This window comes from Aeromicrobium sp. Leaf291, assembly GCF_001423365.1.
Taxonomy (GTDB): Bacteria; Actinomycetota; Actinomycetes; order Propionibacteriales; family Nocardioidaceae; genus Aeromicrobium.
On record NZ_LMNM01000001.1, the window covers coordinates 357,945 to 371,592 of the forward strand.

Genomic DNA, 13,648 nt, shown 5'->3' on the forward strand with positions numbered 1-13,648 from the left:
TCGTACCGTCCACACGACCTCGGGGGTCCCATGTCCACGCAGTCCACATCGACCCGGACCACGTCCGGCCTCGCTCGCACGCTCGACCACCACCGGCCCGCCGTCGCCCGCGACGCCGGCCTGCTCCTCGGGCGGGTGGTCGTCGGCGTCGTCTTCGTCGTGCACGGCTGGCAGAAGTGGTCGGCCGGGATCGGTGGCACGCAGGACGGGTTCGCTCAGATGGGCGTGCCGCTGGCCGACGTCACCGCCGTGCTCCTGGCCACGCTGGAGGTGGCGGGCGGCGTCCTGCTCGTCGCCGGCGCACTGACCACGGTCGTGGCACCGCTGCTCGGCGTGGCCATGCTGGGCGCGGCCTGGTTCGCCCACCGCGACGCGTTCCTCGTCGCCGACGGTGGCGCCGAGTTCGTGATCGTGCTGGCGGCCGCGGCCTTCCTGCTGGCGCTCGTCGGGCCCGGACGCTGGAGCGTCGACGCCCTGCTCACGCGCCCCCGCCCCGCCTGACTCCCGTCCCGCCTGACTCCCGCGGCGGCCTACGGTGGCCCATGGGCTGGTGGGACCGGCACGTGGTGCCACGGATCGTCGACCGCGCCTGCGGTGACGCGCAGCTCGACGACGTCCGCGTGCGGGTCGCCCGCGGGTTGCGCGGCCGTGTGCTCGAGATCGGCTTCGGTTCGGGCACCAGCTGTCGCTTCCTGCCCCCGGCGGTGGACGAGCTGCTGGCCGTCGAGCCCTCCGACGTGGCGTGGGAGCGGTCCGCCGGGCGGCGTGCCGACTGCTCGGCGGCGGTCCGGCGCGCGGGGCTCGACGGGTCCCGGGTCGACGTCGGGACCGGGTCGGTCGACGCGGTCCTGGTCGCGTTCACGCTCTGCACCGTCGACGACCCGGCCGCCGTGCTGGCCGAGGCTCGTCGCGTGCTGCGCCCGGACGGCGCCCTGCACCTGGCCGAGCACGGGCTCGCTCCCGACGCGGGCGTCGTGCGCTGGCAGCGTCGGCTCGACGGCGTGCAGCAGCGGTCGTTCGGGGGCTGCCACCTGACGCGCGACCCCGTCGAGATACTCGAGCGCGCCGGGTTCGCGACGAACCGGCTCGACCAGGGCTACCTCCCGGTCCCGCCGATGGGACGCCCGTGGGCTTTCGTCACGACCGCCGTGGCCACGGCGACTACGGTGGGGGACGTCGACGACGAGGAGATGACATGAGCACGATCGTGGCGGGATATGTCCCGACCCCCGAGGGCGAGGCCGCGCTGGCGTGGGCCCTGGCCCAGGCCAAGAGGGACGGCTCGCGGGTGGTCGTGGTGGCCACGCCCGGCGCCGACACCGACGAGGCGATCTCCGAGGAGCAGCAGATCGACGCGCTCGAGTCGCGCCTGGCCGAGGACGGCGTGACCGGTGAGGTCGTGCACTTCCGCGGCGCCGGCGGGGCCGCCGACTCGATCCTCGACCACGCGAAGGCCGACGACGTCTCGCTCGTGGTCATCGGTCAGCGTCGCCGCTCCCCCGTGGGCAAGCTGGTGCTCGGCAGCACGTCCCAGCGCATCCTGCTCGAGGCCGACGCCCCGGTCGTGGCGGTCAAGGTCCCGCACTGAGACGACGTGGCCGTGGGTGACGGACCGGTGGAGGACGACCACTTCTTCGTGGTCAAGGGCCGGCGGTGGCGCCGTACCGACCCCTGCCTGCCCGACGACGTGGTCGAGGCGCTCACGTCGCACCTCGGCCGCGGCCGTTCCGGAGTCCGCGTGGCGAAGAAGGACGGTGACGACGAGGCCGTGGCCGCCGCGCGTCGTCGCGTCGGGCTCGCGAAGCACGGCCTCGGCGAGCGCGGCCCGCGCTGGTGGGAGGACCACCCCGACGCCCGTCGCGCCCGGGCTCGCGAGGCGCTGGAGCAGCTCGACGCACTCGACGACTGACGAGTGCCACCTGGTGGGCGAGCGACGTCGTCGTGTGGCGACCCCCGGCACCCGGTCCTAGCGTGACGCCATGAACAGCCCCACCCTCTGGTACGTGGCCGGACTCCTCTTCGTGGTCGCCGGCATCGTGAGCCTCGTGAGCGGGACCACGACCATCGCCCTGCTTCTCCTCGCCGCGGGCCTGCTGTCGCTGTCCGTCCCGAGCTACAACAACAGCCGCCGGCGGAAGTAGTCGATCACCGCCCACCCGGGCAACCGCCCTCGCGGAGAGCCTCAGCCGTCCAGCACGTCGCCGAAAGGCTCGGTGACGTCCGGTGCCGAGCGCCCGTGGACGGCCCCCCGGGCCCGCTCGCCGCGTCAGCTCGCCGACGACCTCAGGAACGCTGGTGCCACTCGGAGTGCTCGGCCTGCGACTCGTAGGCGACGACCGCACCGCAGGTGAGGCAGGTGGGCATCCTGACCCCGCGCGTCGTCAGGCGGAAGCCCGCGAGAACTGCCACCCGATCGACGCCGAAGAAGGCGCTGGTCCGCGAGAAGACTCCCATGCCCGCCACGGTAGTTCAGCCCTCACCGCGCACGAGTCCGGTCTACTCGAGCCCCAGCGACGAACGAGCCCCGACAGCAGTGCTGTCGGGGCCCGGTCGTTCGGTGTGCGCGAGGGGGGACTCCGTCGGTCGCTGAGCGACCTCCTCCTCAAATCCCCGACACCGCCGATGCACACCGAACGACCGGGCCCGTTCAACGATCGAGCCCCGGCAGCAGTGCTGCCGGGGCTCGGTCGTTCGGTGTGCGCGAGGGGGGATTTGAAGACCTTTCCATCGGTCTATCGTACTCCCTGCAACGGGGGTCGGATTGCACGTTTCCGCAGGTCAGAGGCACATTCGGGATAGTACCCGATGCCGTTGGTCCAGGGTCGTTCTGCCCGGATTTGGGTACGGCGTACCCAATGTGGGTTGAAACGCCAGACGGCCCAAAACCCGTGCGATACTTGTACTAGTCGAGCCCCTGTAGCTCAGCGGAAAGAGCACGCTTCTGTCGAAGGCTTGGTCGTGAGTTCGAATCTCACCAGGGGCACGACGGCCCTCGATCGGCGGCAACCGGTCGGGGGCCACTTCTTTGCCTAAAGCAAGAAACCCCCCGCGGCAACGGGGGGTTTCTAATGCTGGCTACCTGCAGCGCAGACGGCTAGCACGCTTCTGTCTCGACAAGTATTGCACCCAGGGTGGAACTCTCGTCAAGCGGTATGGCTTAAGAATTAACGAGACGCACGTTACTGTCAGCGCCTCCTGGCATCGTCACCCCCATGCCCCTCCCCACCCCAGACCGCGAGCTCCTGCTGCTCTGGTCCCAGGCGTGGCGCTACCCCGGCATCCGTGACCAGCGCGTCCTCGAGGCCACGGGACTGCATCCCACGCAGGCAGCTCAGCGGGTCAACATGCTGATCGACACCCAGGCGGCTCTCGAGGCTCTCCCGGTGGAGGTCAACAGGCTGCGTCGGATTCGCGCTCAGGGTCAGCGGTCGCGGCGGGTGGAGGCGTAGGTGCTTGCGGGTGTATGAACACCGGGGTATGGTTGGTGTATGAACACCGATACCGAGGACGAACTGGTGGCGTTGGCGCTGGGCGACAACTACCACGACAACGACTGCGAGAGCGGCGAGATTCGCTTCTACTGCAAGTGTCGGGAGCGCGGAGCCGGGCGTGTCCTGGGGTATCTGGCCCCCGTGCGTTCCGCCGAGCAAGAGAAGGCGGCAGAGGAAGCGCGCCAGCACGCAGAGTGCGACCGCTTCAAGGAGCAGTATCACGAGCAGTGGATGCTGAACGTCCGCGAGTGCGAACGCCTCCAGGCTCAACTGGACGCTGTCCTGGCGGTTCTCGACGAGTCGACCGTGCAGTACGGGGCTATCGGCAATCGGAGCACCGCCCTCGTGCGCGTGGATCGGGTACGAGCGGCACTAGTGGACAGTGGTGCAGTATGAACACCGTGCCGAACAAGCCGAAGACGCCGATCCGTGGCGTGCGTGTGCCGGACGAAGAGTGGCGTCCTGCGCAGGCGAAAGCCAAGCGGCAAGGCGAGACGATGACCGATGTCGTTCGACGCGCCGTGCGGGACTACGTCGGGGACGACCTTGCGCCGCTCCCGTCAATCACGGACGACCAGTTGCGACAGCTAGAGGGCCAGCCGAAGCCCCCAACCTTTCGAAGGCCGGAGCGATGAGCATCGACGAGTACGTGAAGAAGGTCGTCGACGAAGCGCCGCCCATGACGCCCGAGCAACGCAACCGTCTGCGCATCCTGCTCTCCGTCCCCGACGGAGACGACGAAGTGAAGCGATCCGCACCTATCGACCTGGAGATTGAACGATGAGCAGAACCATTCGAGGCACGACCGAACTCCAAGCCATCGTCCAGTCTTGCTACGACCTAGCGAAGTCTCAGGACATCGACACGCGCGATGCTGCACGGCGCCTGGTCCGCGACATGCGCGACGAGAAGATGCTCCGCCTCATGGCGTCAGAGTTCTTGGTCCTCTTCCTGGCGAAGGACGAGCGCAGCGCAAGCCTCGAAGCCGAGCGTGCTTCCGAGCAGCCGCTGACGCTTGCTGAGACGACGGGCGGTGGGACTTCCCTGCCGCCTAGACGGGGCACGCGGGCATTCGCCCGCTGGATCGATGAGACCGAGGAGGGTCGTGCGCACAAGGCGCAGCTCACCAAGTGGCGCGAAGAGGACAGTGCTGCCAGGGCGCACCAATGGAATGCACTCAGCGAAACGCTTCAGGAGTACACCGACTCCATGCGCATGCAGTGGACGCAGGAGATCCTGTCCACCAAGTTCCGTCTCGGCGACGGCACTGAGGTCACCTGGGGCGGCGCGACGCTGGAGCAGCACAAGAGCAGGCATCAGATGTTCATGAAGAACGCCCACGCAAATCTCGAGGGTGCGGCACGGCACCAGCAGGCGATTCGCGATCTTGAGGCCACGGGTGCGCAGACGCTCGCCGACCTGCGAGCGGCGTAGACTGAATCTGCCGGCCTCAAGCGGCATCGCGTCTTGAGGATTGTGCGTGGCCCAAAGCGCGCACACCGAACGCCCCCGGATTCGTAGCGGGGGCGTTCGTCATGTCTGGGGCCTTGATCCTCGCCGATCAACGTTGCCGGTTTGCGTCTGCCGCTCGGGGTAGAATCTGGAGTGCCGTCGAGGTCCGGATTCCGGCTTCGTCTGAGCACCGCAGACCGGTTCCTAGGACGTCCGGCCCGCACCCGCCGCACCCCCGGACTTCCAACGAGGTTCCGGGGGTGTCGTGCGTTCAGACCGCCCGCACATCCCCCTCACTCACCCACACTCCCGCCACCGTCATCCGCGGGTCACTCACCTCGACGTAGACGCACCCGTTCGCCCTCCTGGTGACGCGCCCAGTGACTGTTTCCCAGCCGTCGGTGCGCCAGTGGATGCGGGCCTGGACGGGTGTGTTCTCGGTGGCGGTGGGGATGTCTCTTGCGTGGGGTCCCTTGTCGTCGCGCTGGGGCCATTGCTGGTTGAGGATCGGCTGCCACTGGTGCGAGGGGGCGCGGTTGGTGTGGTGGGACACGGGGGCAGCGTAGGTGTGGGGTCTGACGCTTAGGTCAGCTCTCGTCGCCACCGCTGGATGGTGTCCATCGCGAGCCCGGTGACACGCATGACCTCGCGGATAGACCCTTCGTCGAGCGCAGCGATGACGGCCCGCTTGTAGGCGTCAGTGGCGTCGTCGCGTTCGGTGCGAAGTCGGACCAACTCCTGGCTGGTCTCGTCGCTGAGTTCGCGGCGCTGGGTCATCGGCATAGTGTGAACTGTACCGTAGAACGGTATACATCCGTACCGAGTGGCGGTACAGTAGAGCATCGCCACCAACGACCCAGGAGAACAACATGACCACCGCCAACCTCACCAAGACCCGCAGCGTCCTCGACCTCGTCCCGAACGCCCTCAGTGACGACCTCGCCGTCTTCGCCTCGCACGACGAGGACACCGGCCAAGTCCTCCGCAGCGTGCGCTTCTCACAGCGGGACCACGACGACATGGGTCGACCCGAGCAGGTGACGGTCACCATCGAGCCCGGCGACCTCCTTCGATGAGCGACTGCTGCACCCATTGCGGAGAACCTGCGACTCAAAACATCCAGGGGTCCCCCGCCTGCGACGGGCACGCCAAGTACCTCATGGCCGGGTCGCGCACCTACGTCGATGCCAATCGGGTTGTGACTACTGGCAGAACGCACGCGGCGGTCGTAGACGAGTATCTTCGCGGGCCGGCGCAGGGGCCATGTCGTGACGAGGATGCGACGCTCGAAGGGATGGTCGAGATGTACGAGCGGGGCCTTGCGCGGGTCCTCGCGGTCCTCGCAGCGTCGCATTACACCGGAGCTCGGGTCACTCCTGACCAGTACGCCGACACCAAGAACACTGTCGAGAACGTGCGGAACCACCTTCGCTTGCCATTCAGCGACGGAGACACGGACGACCGCCCGGAGACCGACTGATGGGCTCGGGGATCATCGTGGCCACCATCACGATCACTCGCCGCCTGTCCGACTCGGAGGACCCGGACCAGGTCGATGCCGTCTACACCCAGGTCAGCGGTGAGCCCCGACTGGTCGAAGCGCTGGGGATGCTGGAGATGGCCAAGAACACGTTCCTGTCGGGCGACCTGGACTCCTGACCCCGGGCGGCAACGCAAACAACGCCCCGACGCCCTCGCAATGAGGACGCCGGGGCGTTGTGGTTCCCAGGTAGCGGCTGGGTCAGTCGGTGCCGTCGTTCCAAGGAAGCGGCGGCACCAGATGTGGGTAGCGGCGTGCCATGTACTCCTCGGGCGTCTCGTCCAGGACCCTCCGCGCCCACTGGATGAGGGCGCGGAGGACGGCGGTCACAGGACCACCCAGAGCAGGAGCGAGATCACGCCCAGCCAGACCAGCGCGACGAGCGCAGCTGGCGTGAGGATGGTCATGGTCAGACCGCCGAGGGCGAGTCGTCGCTGCCGATCCCGCCGGACGCGATGGACGTCAGCGCCGACAGCAGTGCAGCGCCACCAGCGAACCCGGCCGCGACGGACCAGTCGAGCGACAGGACGTTGAACTGGTCAGCGCCCACAGCCAGGAGAGCACCCTGAGCGCCGGACTTCACGGCGCGCTCGAGAGTCTCGACCCAGAACAGGCCGGACGTGAGGAAAGAGCCGAACATGGTGCCTCCTAGGCAGCGGGGTAGGTGACGTGCGAGCGGACCGGCTGGTGGTCGCCGGGCTTGGGGGTGGGGAACTTGCCGCCGACGAGGTGGAGCATCAGCTCGTACTCGTCGACCGTCGCGTCCTTCTCGACGTAGATGTGGTCGATGGGGACGCCCTTCTTCGGGGTCGTGCCCGTGCCCTGGAACGAGGCGTACTCGGCGTTCGTCTGCTTCTTCGCACGGGGCCGCACCGACGTGAGGCCGATCTTGGTGAACGCGGTGATCGACGGCCCCTGGTTCATGTCCCCGGCGATGACGACGTGGTGGAACGTCTCCGTCTTGCGCAGGTCTTCGATGTGGTCGGCGATGACCTGCCCCTGCGCCTGGCGTGCCTTGTTGCCGGCGGCTGAGTTCCGCGGGTCCAGGTGTGGGTTGACGTGCAGGGTCTTCGCGCCGGTCTCACGGTCGGCGAAGATCGCGAGGGTGGCGTGCTTGCCCTCAGCGCCAGGCACCCGGACGATCAGGTCGTCCAGGCGCTTCACGAGCCGCACCCGGTCGTTGCGGTAGAAGAAGTAGTTCTCGTTCCACGGCGTCGTGGGGATGACGGCTCGCCAGCGCATGTCGAGCCCGTCGATCGCGGACCGGATCTGCCGGGAGAACGCCGACGACTTGCCATCCGCGATGCCCGTCAGCTCCTGCATGTGCCAGACATCCACGTCGGCGGACGGGTCGATCAGGTACGCGGCGATGCCCTCAGCGCGTGCGACGTCGTTCCCGAGCTTGTCGGACGGGTTGTAGGTGCCGACGCTCGTGGCGGTGCGGACCTTCGGCGGGGTCGGCTTCGGCTTCACGAGGTCGAACGACGGGCCGTGGTACCAGAACCCGTCGGCGCCCTGGATGTAGAGCACGCCCTCGAACTTCACCCAGCCCTTCGACTTGAACGTCCAACCCTTCGGACGGGCCGGGGTCTTCGTGGCGGCCTTGAGCCCGTAGGACGCGCGACCGCAGGCGGGTGCGTCGGTTACCACGTAGGTGGAGACGCGCTTGGTGAACTTAGGGGCGGCCTTGGCCTTCGCCCACGCGATGCCTTCGTCCCAGTCGATGAGCGGGAACTTGATCCCAGCGCGGGGTCCGTCGTCACGTGAGCCACGACCGCCACCACCGAGGCCGGAGTAGCCGTCGTTGATCGCGTTCCACTGGTAGCGCGACGACCCATTGCAGGGGCAGTTGATCATCAGGTGGCAGTGCACGAGGTCGAAACCCTGAGCCTTGGTGCGCTTGCACGCTCCGGCGCCCATCTGGCGGGCGACCTTGAGCTGCGCCGTGGAGTACTGGTCCGTGTCGGCCGCGCCCGGGGTGCGGTGGGTGCCCGCCGATGCCGATGCGCCGCCGACCAGCTGCCACACGTCGAGGTTCGACTTGAGCAGGCCCTGACGCAGGAGCTCGGACTGGTACGCCTCGAGCCACGCCTTCATGTGCTTGCAGGTCGGCTTGCCGCGGAAGTAGACGTAGGCCATGTGTCCTCCTGGACGTGGCAGCACCCCGCGACGCGGTGTCGGCGGGGTGCGGGAGTGGGGTGGGTCAGTGCTTGCGGGAGGTCCAGAGGGCGCCGAGGATCACGCAGCAGACGAGCGCCCATGCGACGGAGGCGGCAGTGAAGTCCGACCCGTGACGCAGGTGCTCGATGCTGCCGAGCGACCCGACGGCGAACGCGGCGACGATCCCGTGACGCATGACCCGTCCAGACCTGGGGATCGTGCGCGGGCGGTCGTTGAACCGGACCCACAGCATCGCGGCCGTCAGGATCGACAGGGCCGCGTTGAGTGCCCGCAGTTCGTCCATCACGATTCGGGCACCTCGATCAGAGCAGGCTGGCAGTCACCCGCGTCGGAGGTCGTGTTGTCGGTGTAGGTGACGACCCAGCGGCCGTCGGTGCACTGGACGTCGGCGATGCCACGCCCTGGCGCTCCGTCGGCTCCTGCTGGACCGCGTTCGCCCGTGGCCCCCATTGGGCCACGCTCGCCCTGGGGTCCGGGCACAGTGGAGTCCCGTCCCGCTGGCCCGGTAGGTCCTGGGACGGTGGAGTCCTGACCGTTCTGACCGTCGCGTCCGCTGGCACCGGGAGCACCCGGCAGGCCGAGCAGTCCGCGGAGTCCCTGCTCGCCACGAGGGCCGGGGAGGATCGTCGGACTGTTGACGACCGGCGACGTGGGGACGACAGGGTCCTCGCCGAGGTCGCGAACCTGCTGGCCGAGTGCGTCGACCCGGTCGTTGGCCTCGGTGAGCGACTCTCGCGTCTCCTGGGCTGCGGCGGCGTTGGTGTCGCCACGCTGCTCGGCCTGCGTGAGGCGGTCGGTGACGTCGTTGAACGCGAGCCACACGCCGCCCATGAGGAACGCTGCTAGGACGATCCAGCCGATCTTGCGCTGGCGCGGTGTCATGCTGCCCCCTGCGATGCGGTGTACAGGTTCAGCACGTAGAGCAGCAACGGGGCGACGAACGCGGCGATGAGTAGCCGGCGGTCGGCCTTGCGGTCGTCCTCGTTCTTCTCGACGCGCTTCTCGAGGTCGCCGACGTCCTTGCCGACGGTGTCGATGCGTGCGGCGATCCCTCGCTGGTCCGACTCGTACACGTCGCGGCGGACGAGTTCGGCACGCAGGGAGTCGATCGAAGCCTTGAGCTCGGCGACGGCCGAGGCGAGGTCAGTCACGCGCGTGCCTCCAGGGCCTCGAGACGGCAGCCCACGTCAGCCCTTGCCCGTGACCATGAAGACGCCCGATGTCCCGGTCGTCATGATCTCGACGTACTGGTAGAGCGTCGAGAGCGTGTAGGACGCAGTCCCGTCGATGGTGCCGCCGCCGGGTGGGTTGATCGTGACGCTGTTGGCGCCAGCTGATCTCTTGATGGTCCAGCGGACGCCCGTCGTGGTGGTGGCGGGCAGGGTGACGGTGCGCGCTGCTGCCGTGGCGTCGACCAGGTGGATGCGGCTGCTCGTGGTGGAGAGCGTGAGGTTGCCGGCCGTCGTGGTCAGCGAGTTGCGCACGCGGCCCATGAGGTCAACGTGGCTGAACGCTGCCGTCCCCGTGAACGTCGGGGACGCCTTCGGTGCGACGTCGGTCTCAAGGGACCCGGTCGCGCCGCCGTTGAGTGCAGCGACGACCGCCAGGCCGGGAGCGAGGGTGCCGCGCTCGTACCCGCCCGTGGCCGAGAAGAGGAACTCCACGGCGGTGTTCTGGGTGGCGTGCGCGGTGGCGGCGGTGTTGTCGACGATGTTGTTCGTGACGATGATCTGCGAGCCGCCGGGGATGCGGATGTGACCGACCCACCCGCTGTAGGACTTCGGCTTCAGGAGCAGGTTGCCGGTGATGATGACGCCGACGTAGCCGCTGACGTTGATGCCGCCGTGGTAGTCGTAGAAGCTATTGCCCTGGACCTGGACCTGGGAGCCGTTGTTGAAGATGCTGATGGCCTGGAAGTTGGAGTCGACCACCGTGTTGCCGAGCACGCGGATGCGGTCCACGTTGTCGGCGACCAGGAATCGCTTGACCTTCTCGGCGTAGTTGTTGGCGACGAGGATGCCGTCGGTCTTGTAGACCTGCACGCAGTCGGGGCCGGTGTCGACGCCGACGGTCGCGTCGGGGTAGCAGTCGATGAAGTCGTTGTCGGTGACCGTGACGTTCTTCGCGTACCGGGCCGCGTCGCCGCCGTGCTCGATGAGGTCGTAGGTGCCGGTCCCCTTGAAGCCGGTGAACAGGTTGCCGACGATGTGAGCGTTGTCGATGACCATGGGAGTGATGGCCGTCGTGGTGGCCGAGGGGTCGCCGACCGACGCCAACGAGTAGCCGGTGGCCGCCTTGACCGTCAGGATGGCGCGGGTGTTCGGCGTCGTCGTGGCGATGAACGTGTTGCTTTCGATGTGGAGGCCCTTGATGCCGACGAACCGCAGCCACGCAGCGGACGACTGGGTGTCGGTGGGAACGCAGTCCACGACGTAGTTGTTCTCGAAGCGGATGTTGCGGTGGTACATCCCATCGACGACGGCGTGGCCACCGATCGGGTTCGGAGCCGGATAGGTGGTGCCGCCGATGGTGATGGGCAGGAAGCGACTGCCGCGGACGGTGATGTTCTCGCACGGCAGCCCGTCGAAGGAGCCCGTGTGGTCGCGGCCGGAGCAGCCGACCGAGGTGGAGTTGTCGATCTGGACGGCCTCGGCAAACCCGCGGCCCGTCTCGACCCGGAACCCCTGGAAGGTGCAGTCCTCGATGAGCACGTCCCGGCACCCGAGGAGGTCCAGGCAGTGACCGGAGCCCTGAGCCTCGGTCCAGGTGCAGCGAGAGAAGGACACGTTCTGTGCGTGGTGGAGCGTCAGTGCGGCGTTCTTGCTGGCCAGGATGCTGCCCTCGAAGCGCAGTCCCTCGAAGTGGACGTTCTTGACCGTCGAGCCGTAGCCCTGGACGGCCGCACCAGCGAAGGCGGTGAACGCGTCGTAGGAGACCGGGCGGATGACAGCGCCATCGCTGACCACAGTCAGGTTGGAGATCAGCGGCACGTCGGCCTGGACGTAGACGCCCGTGCCGTGGCTGCTCGGGTAGAAGAGGATGCCGCCGCCCTGAGCCTCGAGTTCGTCCAGCGCGGACACGACCGCAGCCGTGTCGTTGGCGGCACCGTCACCGATCGCACCGTGGTCGGCGACGTTGACGACCTGGGAGCCCTTGGGGACGAAGAGGCCGCCGAGGATCTCCGCGATCAGCTCGGCCAGTTCCACGCCGCTTGGGATCGGCAGGGCAGGAGTCGGCGGCACCGTGGTCAGCGACGAGTACAGCGCCGTCGGGGTCGCCGGGATCAGCTTGTAGAACGTCAGCTTGTGGCGCGGGAACTCGAAGCGGTAGACCTCCCCCTGCTCGAGGTCGACGGTCGCGAACGGGTCACGTCGCAGCGGCACCGGCTTGAGCGCCTTGGGCAGGATGTCGAGCCCACCGTGAACGCCCTCGATGACCCGATGGATCAGGACGTCGCCCGGGTGGACTGCCTCGTCGGGGCCGTCGCCGATGTTGAGTGTGACAGTGCAATCCGCCATGACGTCATGCCCTCCTAGTACGTGAACGGGCAAGCCGTGCAATGGCTCGCATCTGGGTCAGTTCGGGGGTGTCGAGCTCGCAGACCGCGACGCCGTCATTGGTGTCGAAGTTCATCGACACGATCCGGAAGATCGTCGAGCCGTCCTGGGCGCCGGAGTTGAGCGTGTCCCGCTTGGGCTGCACGCCGAACACGCGCGCATTCCAGCCCGGGCGGATCTCGAACGGCTTCACGTACCGGCGCTCGACGTGGTCCCAGACGCGCGAGGCCACGGTGACGGTGCCGGCGTTCGGGGGGTTCACGTGCTCGTCGAGGAACGCGTTGCCCGCCTGCGTGGCTGCGGTCGTGGAGAACGTCTCGGAGCCCATGTCGATCGTGGCCGTGCGGTGCAGACCAACCTCGTCGAGCAGGGCGTTGGCGCGGGTGACGGTGACGCTGTTGTCGCGACCGTTCTGCGACTTCCCGCGCACCACCACGGCGTCGTACACCTCGGTCGACGGGGCAGGCTGCGAGAACCCGCCATCGACGGTCAGCTCGTAGCGGACGTCCTGGTCGTGCTCGCGGAACTCGACAGCGTGCAGGCCGTTGTCCTGCAACTCCCACGCCGCCCACGTGAACGCCGCATCCTGAGCGAGGACGTCCTCCATGACACCCATGGCGTTGATGCCGTCGTACCAAGCGAGTTGCTGCAACGGGAGGGTCGCCGTGTCGATGCGCGCGTTCTCGATGTCCAGGGACGGGCAGAAGCGGGCCAGGGCGTCAATGAACGCGTCATGGGCGTAGATCTCGGTCACCGCGTAGGTCGAGCCGGTGACCATCGGACTGCGCGAACGGTCGAGCCGCTGAGCCATCACGCACGGGTAGTACATCGCTGACCACGTGGCATCCGTGCCCGTGCCGCTCGACCCGTTGAACCAGTGGACGGCCGCCACGGTGCGGGAGGCGGAGAAGTCTGTCGTCACGCGGGCGTAGCGACGGGCAGACATCGTCGTCGACCATGCGTCATCGAACGCGATCTCGCTGGAGCCGTAGCCAGTCGCATAAGCCCTGCCGCGGACTCGCCAGTTGGACGAGTTCGCACCCGAATCGTGCCGGAACGAGAACCCGCCCAGCCGCATGCCGCACAGCGCAGGACCACGGTGGGCCATGACGATGCCAGCGTTCGCGTCAAACGCGCCGTTCTCCATCTGCATGACCAGGGCGTCGTTGTCGTTGCCGCCCTTGGGAGCCTGACCCGAACTCGCCGAGATCGCCTTGCGGTTGCGGTCGATCTGCACCCACTGGTCGAACCCGAGGTCGATGAGGAAGTACGGCGCCGTGACGTCCTGCGTGGCTGCCAGGCCCTCACCGAGGGCGGTGATCTGAGCGACCTGACCGGAGGAAGCGTCGACCGTCTTGCCCGGCTCGAGCAGACGACCGCCGCCGACCTGGCGACCCGTCTCGGTGTCGAACACGACCAGCCGCGAG

The 13,648-nt window shown here is 68.0% G+C and carries 22 protein-coding genes and 1 tRNA gene; 12 read left to right on the top strand and 11 right to left on the bottom strand.

Annotated features, from left to right (window positions below):
* Nucleotides 1–30 precede the first annotated feature (30 nt).
* The 5 genes from ASF35_RS01700 to ASF35_RS17885 all read left to right on the top strand — a co-directional run bounded on the left by ASF35_RS01700 (nucleotide 31) and on the right by ASF35_RS17885 (nucleotide 2,141).
* Nucleotides 31–501 (top strand): DoxX family protein, encoded by a 471-nt coding sequence (locus tag ASF35_RS01700; protein ID WP_082495322.1) that lies wholly within the window; start codon nucleotides 31–33, stop codon nucleotides 499–501.
* 41 nt (nucleotides 502–542) lie between these two features.
* On the top strand, nucleotides 543–1,199 hold the full coding sequence (locus ASF35_RS01705) for a class I SAM-dependent methyltransferase (RefSeq protein WP_055961887.1): 657 nt from the start codon (nucleotides 543–545) through the stop codon (nucleotides 1,197–1,199).
* A complete protein-coding gene (locus tag ASF35_RS01710; RefSeq protein ID WP_055961890.1) occupies nucleotides 1,196–1,588 on the top strand; it encodes a universal stress protein in 393 nt (130 codons plus the stop codon). Before ASF35_RS01705 ends, ASF35_RS01710 begins: the two co-directional genes overlap by 4 nt.
* A gap of 12 nt (nucleotides 1,589–1,600) precedes the next feature.
* On the top strand, nucleotides 1,601–1,909 hold the full coding sequence (locus ASF35_RS01715; protein ID WP_055966044.1) for a hypothetical protein: 309 nt from the start codon (nucleotides 1,601–1,603) through the stop codon (nucleotides 1,907–1,909).
* A gap of 70 nt (nucleotides 1,910–1,979) precedes the next feature.
* The gene (locus ASF35_RS17885) at nucleotides 1,980–2,141 is read left to right on the top strand and encodes a hypothetical protein (RefSeq protein WP_156364909.1); all 162 of its coding nucleotides are present in this window, start codon (nucleotides 1,980–1,982) and stop codon (nucleotides 2,139–2,141) included.
* Nucleotides 2,142–2,283: 142 nt separating this feature from the next.
* Here the strand turns inward: ASF35_RS17885 and ASF35_RS01720 are convergent, their stop codons facing one another.
* Entirely contained in the window at nucleotides 2,284–2,454 is a 171-nt protein-coding gene (locus tag ASF35_RS01720) for a hypothetical protein (protein ID WP_156364908.1), read from the bottom strand.
* Nucleotides 2,455–2,910: 456 nt separating this feature from the next.
* On the opposite strand from ASF35_RS01720, the gene ASF35_RS01725 reads away from it, so the two are divergent.
* The 5 genes from ASF35_RS01725 (at nucleotide 2,911) to ASF35_RS01740 (ending at nucleotide 4,925) form a co-directional block, all read left to right on the top strand.
* Nucleotides 2,911–2,983, top strand: a tRNA-Asp gene (locus ASF35_RS01725).
* 229 nt (nucleotides 2,984–3,212) lie between these two features.
* A complete protein-coding gene (locus ASF35_RS01730) occupies nucleotides 3,213–3,449 on the top strand; it encodes a DUF3263 domain-containing protein (protein WP_055961898.1) in 237 nt (78 codons plus the stop codon).
* Between the two features lie 39 nt (nucleotides 3,450–3,488).
* Entirely contained in the window at nucleotides 3,489–3,887 is a 399-nt protein-coding gene (locus ASF35_RS01735; protein WP_055961902.1) for a hypothetical protein, read from the top strand.
* Nucleotides 3,888–4,122: 235 nt separating this feature from the next.
* On the top strand, nucleotides 4,123–4,275 hold the full coding sequence (locus ASF35_RS17890; protein ID WP_156367914.1) for a hypothetical protein: 153 nt from the start codon (nucleotides 4,123–4,125) through the stop codon (nucleotides 4,273–4,275).
* Nucleotides 4,272–4,925 (top strand): hypothetical protein, encoded by a 654-nt coding sequence (locus tag ASF35_RS01740; protein WP_055961904.1) that lies wholly within the window; start codon nucleotides 4,272–4,274, stop codon nucleotides 4,923–4,925. The genes ASF35_RS17890 and ASF35_RS01740 overlap by 4 nt, the downstream gene beginning before the upstream one ends.
* A gap of 289 nt (nucleotides 4,926–5,214) precedes the next feature.
* Here the strand turns inward: ASF35_RS01740 and ASF35_RS01745 are convergent, their stop codons facing one another.
* On the bottom strand, nucleotides 5,215–5,496 hold the full coding sequence (locus ASF35_RS01745) for a hypothetical protein (protein ID WP_055961908.1): 282 nt from the start codon (nucleotides 5,494–5,496) through the stop codon (nucleotides 5,215–5,217).
* A 29-nt stretch (nucleotides 5,497–5,525) separates the two neighbouring features.
* Complete coding sequence (locus ASF35_RS01750) at nucleotides 5,526–5,720, bottom strand: hypothetical protein (protein WP_156367915.1); 195 nt, start codon at nucleotides 5,718–5,720, stop codon at nucleotides 5,526–5,528.
* A gap of 92 nt (nucleotides 5,721–5,812) precedes the next feature.
* On the opposite strand from ASF35_RS01750, the gene ASF35_RS01755 reads away from it, so the two are divergent.
* Both ASF35_RS01755 and ASF35_RS01765 read left to right on the top strand, forming a co-directional pair.
* Nucleotides 5,813–6,019: a hypothetical protein gene (locus tag ASF35_RS01755; RefSeq protein ID WP_055961914.1), complete on the top strand. Its 207-nt coding sequence runs from the start codon at nucleotides 5,813–5,815 to the stop codon at nucleotides 6,017–6,019.
* 421 nt (nucleotides 6,020–6,440) lie between these two features.
* Nucleotides 6,441–6,602, top strand: a complete 162-nt coding sequence (locus ASF35_RS01765) for a hypothetical protein (RefSeq protein ID WP_156367916.1) — start codon at nucleotides 6,441–6,443, stop codon at nucleotides 6,600–6,602.
* Between the two features lie 82 nt (nucleotides 6,603–6,684).
* Here ASF35_RS01765 and ASF35_RS18500 read toward each other — a convergent pair whose 3' ends face one another.
* The 8 genes from ASF35_RS18500 to ASF35_RS01800 all read right to left on the bottom strand — a co-directional run bounded on the left by ASF35_RS18500 (nucleotide 6,685) and on the right by ASF35_RS01800 (nucleotide 13,458).
* Complete coding sequence (locus ASF35_RS18500; RefSeq protein ID WP_255354041.1) at nucleotides 6,685–6,813, bottom strand: hypothetical protein; 129 nt, start codon at nucleotides 6,811–6,813, stop codon at nucleotides 6,685–6,687.
* A gap of 79 nt (nucleotides 6,814–6,892) precedes the next feature.
* Nucleotides 6,893–7,123 carry a holin gene (locus ASF35_RS01770; RefSeq protein WP_055961924.1) on the bottom strand — a complete coding sequence of 77 codons (231 nt, stop codon included), beginning with the start codon at nucleotides 7,121–7,123 and terminating at the stop codon, nucleotides 6,893–6,895.
* Between the two features lie 8 nt (nucleotides 7,124–7,131).
* Nucleotides 7,132–8,622 carry a hypothetical protein gene (locus ASF35_RS01775; RefSeq protein WP_055961927.1) on the bottom strand — a complete coding sequence of 497 codons (1,491 nt, stop codon included), beginning with the start codon at nucleotides 8,620–8,622 and terminating at the stop codon, nucleotides 7,132–7,134.
* Between the two features lie 64 nt (nucleotides 8,623–8,686).
* Nucleotides 8,687–8,950, bottom strand: a complete 264-nt coding sequence (locus ASF35_RS01780) for a hypothetical protein (protein ID WP_162239294.1) — start codon at nucleotides 8,948–8,950, stop codon at nucleotides 8,687–8,689.
* Entirely contained in the window at nucleotides 8,947–9,546 is a 600-nt protein-coding gene (locus ASF35_RS01785) for a collagen-like protein (RefSeq protein WP_055961934.1), read from the bottom strand. The genes ASF35_RS01780 and ASF35_RS01785 overlap by 4 nt, the downstream gene beginning before the upstream one ends.
* Nucleotides 9,543–9,815: a hypothetical protein gene (locus ASF35_RS01790; protein ID WP_055961938.1), complete on the bottom strand. Its 273-nt coding sequence runs from the start codon at nucleotides 9,813–9,815 to the stop codon at nucleotides 9,543–9,545. Before ASF35_RS01790 ends, ASF35_RS01785 begins: the two co-directional genes overlap by 4 nt.
* A 36-nt stretch (nucleotides 9,816–9,851) precedes the next feature.
* Nucleotides 9,852–12,182, bottom strand: coding sequence for a right-handed parallel beta-helix repeat-containing protein (locus ASF35_RS01795; RefSeq protein WP_055961941.1), 2,331 nt, complete (start codon nucleotides 12,180–12,182; stop codon nucleotides 9,852–9,854).
* 4 nt (nucleotides 12,183–12,186) lie between these two features.
* Nucleotides 12,187–13,458, bottom strand: a complete 1,272-nt coding sequence (locus ASF35_RS01800) for a hypothetical protein (protein ID WP_156367917.1) — start codon at nucleotides 13,456–13,458, stop codon at nucleotides 12,187–12,189.
* Nucleotides 13,459–13,648: the final 190 nt, after the last annotated feature.

Bases quoted from the DNA above. Each gene is read 5' to 3' on its own strand.
- ASF35_RS01700 (WP_082495322.1), top strand. From the start codon at position 31: ATGTCCACGCAGTCCACATCGACCCGGACCACGTCCGGCCTCGCTCGC.
- ASF35_RS01705 (WP_055961887.1), top strand. From the start codon at position 543: ATGGGCTGGTGGGACCGGCACGTGGTGCCACGGATCGTCGACCGCGCC.
- ASF35_RS01710 (WP_055961890.1), top strand. From the start codon at position 1,196: ATGAGCACGATCGTGGCGGGATATGTCCCGACCCCCGAGGGCGAGGCC.
- ASF35_RS17885 (WP_156364909.1), top strand. From the start codon at position 1,980: ATGAACAGCCCCACCCTCTGGTACGTGGCCGGACTCCTCTTCGTGGTC.
- ASF35_RS01720 (WP_156364908.1), bottom strand. From the start codon at position 2,454: ATGGGAGTCTTCTCGCGGACCAGCGCCTTCTTCGGCGTCGATCGGGTG.
- ASF35_RS01730 (WP_055961898.1), top strand. From the start codon at position 3,213: ATGCCCCTCCCCACCCCAGACCGCGAGCTCCTGCTGCTCTGGTCCCAG.
- ASF35_RS01735 (WP_055961902.1), top strand. From the start codon at position 3,489: ATGAACACCGATACCGAGGACGAACTGGTGGCGTTGGCGCTGGGCGAC.
- ASF35_RS17890 (WP_156367914.1), top strand. From the start codon at position 4,123: ATGAGCATCGACGAGTACGTGAAGAAGGTCGTCGACGAAGCGCCGCCC.
- ASF35_RS01740 (WP_055961904.1), top strand. From the start codon at position 4,272: ATGAGCAGAACCATTCGAGGCACGACCGAACTCCAAGCCATCGTCCAG.
- ASF35_RS01750 (WP_156367915.1), bottom strand. From the start codon at position 5,720: ATGACCCAGCGCCGCGAACTCAGCGACGAGACCAGCCAGGAGTTGGTC.
- ASF35_RS01755 (WP_055961914.1), top strand. From the start codon at position 5,813: ATGACCACCGCCAACCTCACCAAGACCCGCAGCGTCCTCGACCTCGTC.
- ASF35_RS01770 (WP_055961924.1), bottom strand. From the start codon at position 7,123: ATGTTCGGCTCTTTCCTCACGTCCGGCCTGTTCTGGGTCGAGACTCTC.
- ASF35_RS01775 (WP_055961927.1), bottom strand. From the start codon at position 8,622: ATGGCCTACGTCTACTTCCGCGGCAAGCCGACCTGCAAGCACATGAAG.
- ASF35_RS01785 (WP_055961934.1), bottom strand. From the start codon at position 9,546: ATGACACCGCGCCAGCGCAAGATCGGCTGGATCGTCCTAGCAGCGTTC.
- ASF35_RS01795 (WP_055961941.1), bottom strand. From the start codon at position 12,182: ATGGCGGATTGCACTGTCACACTCAACATCGGCGACGGCCCCGACGAG.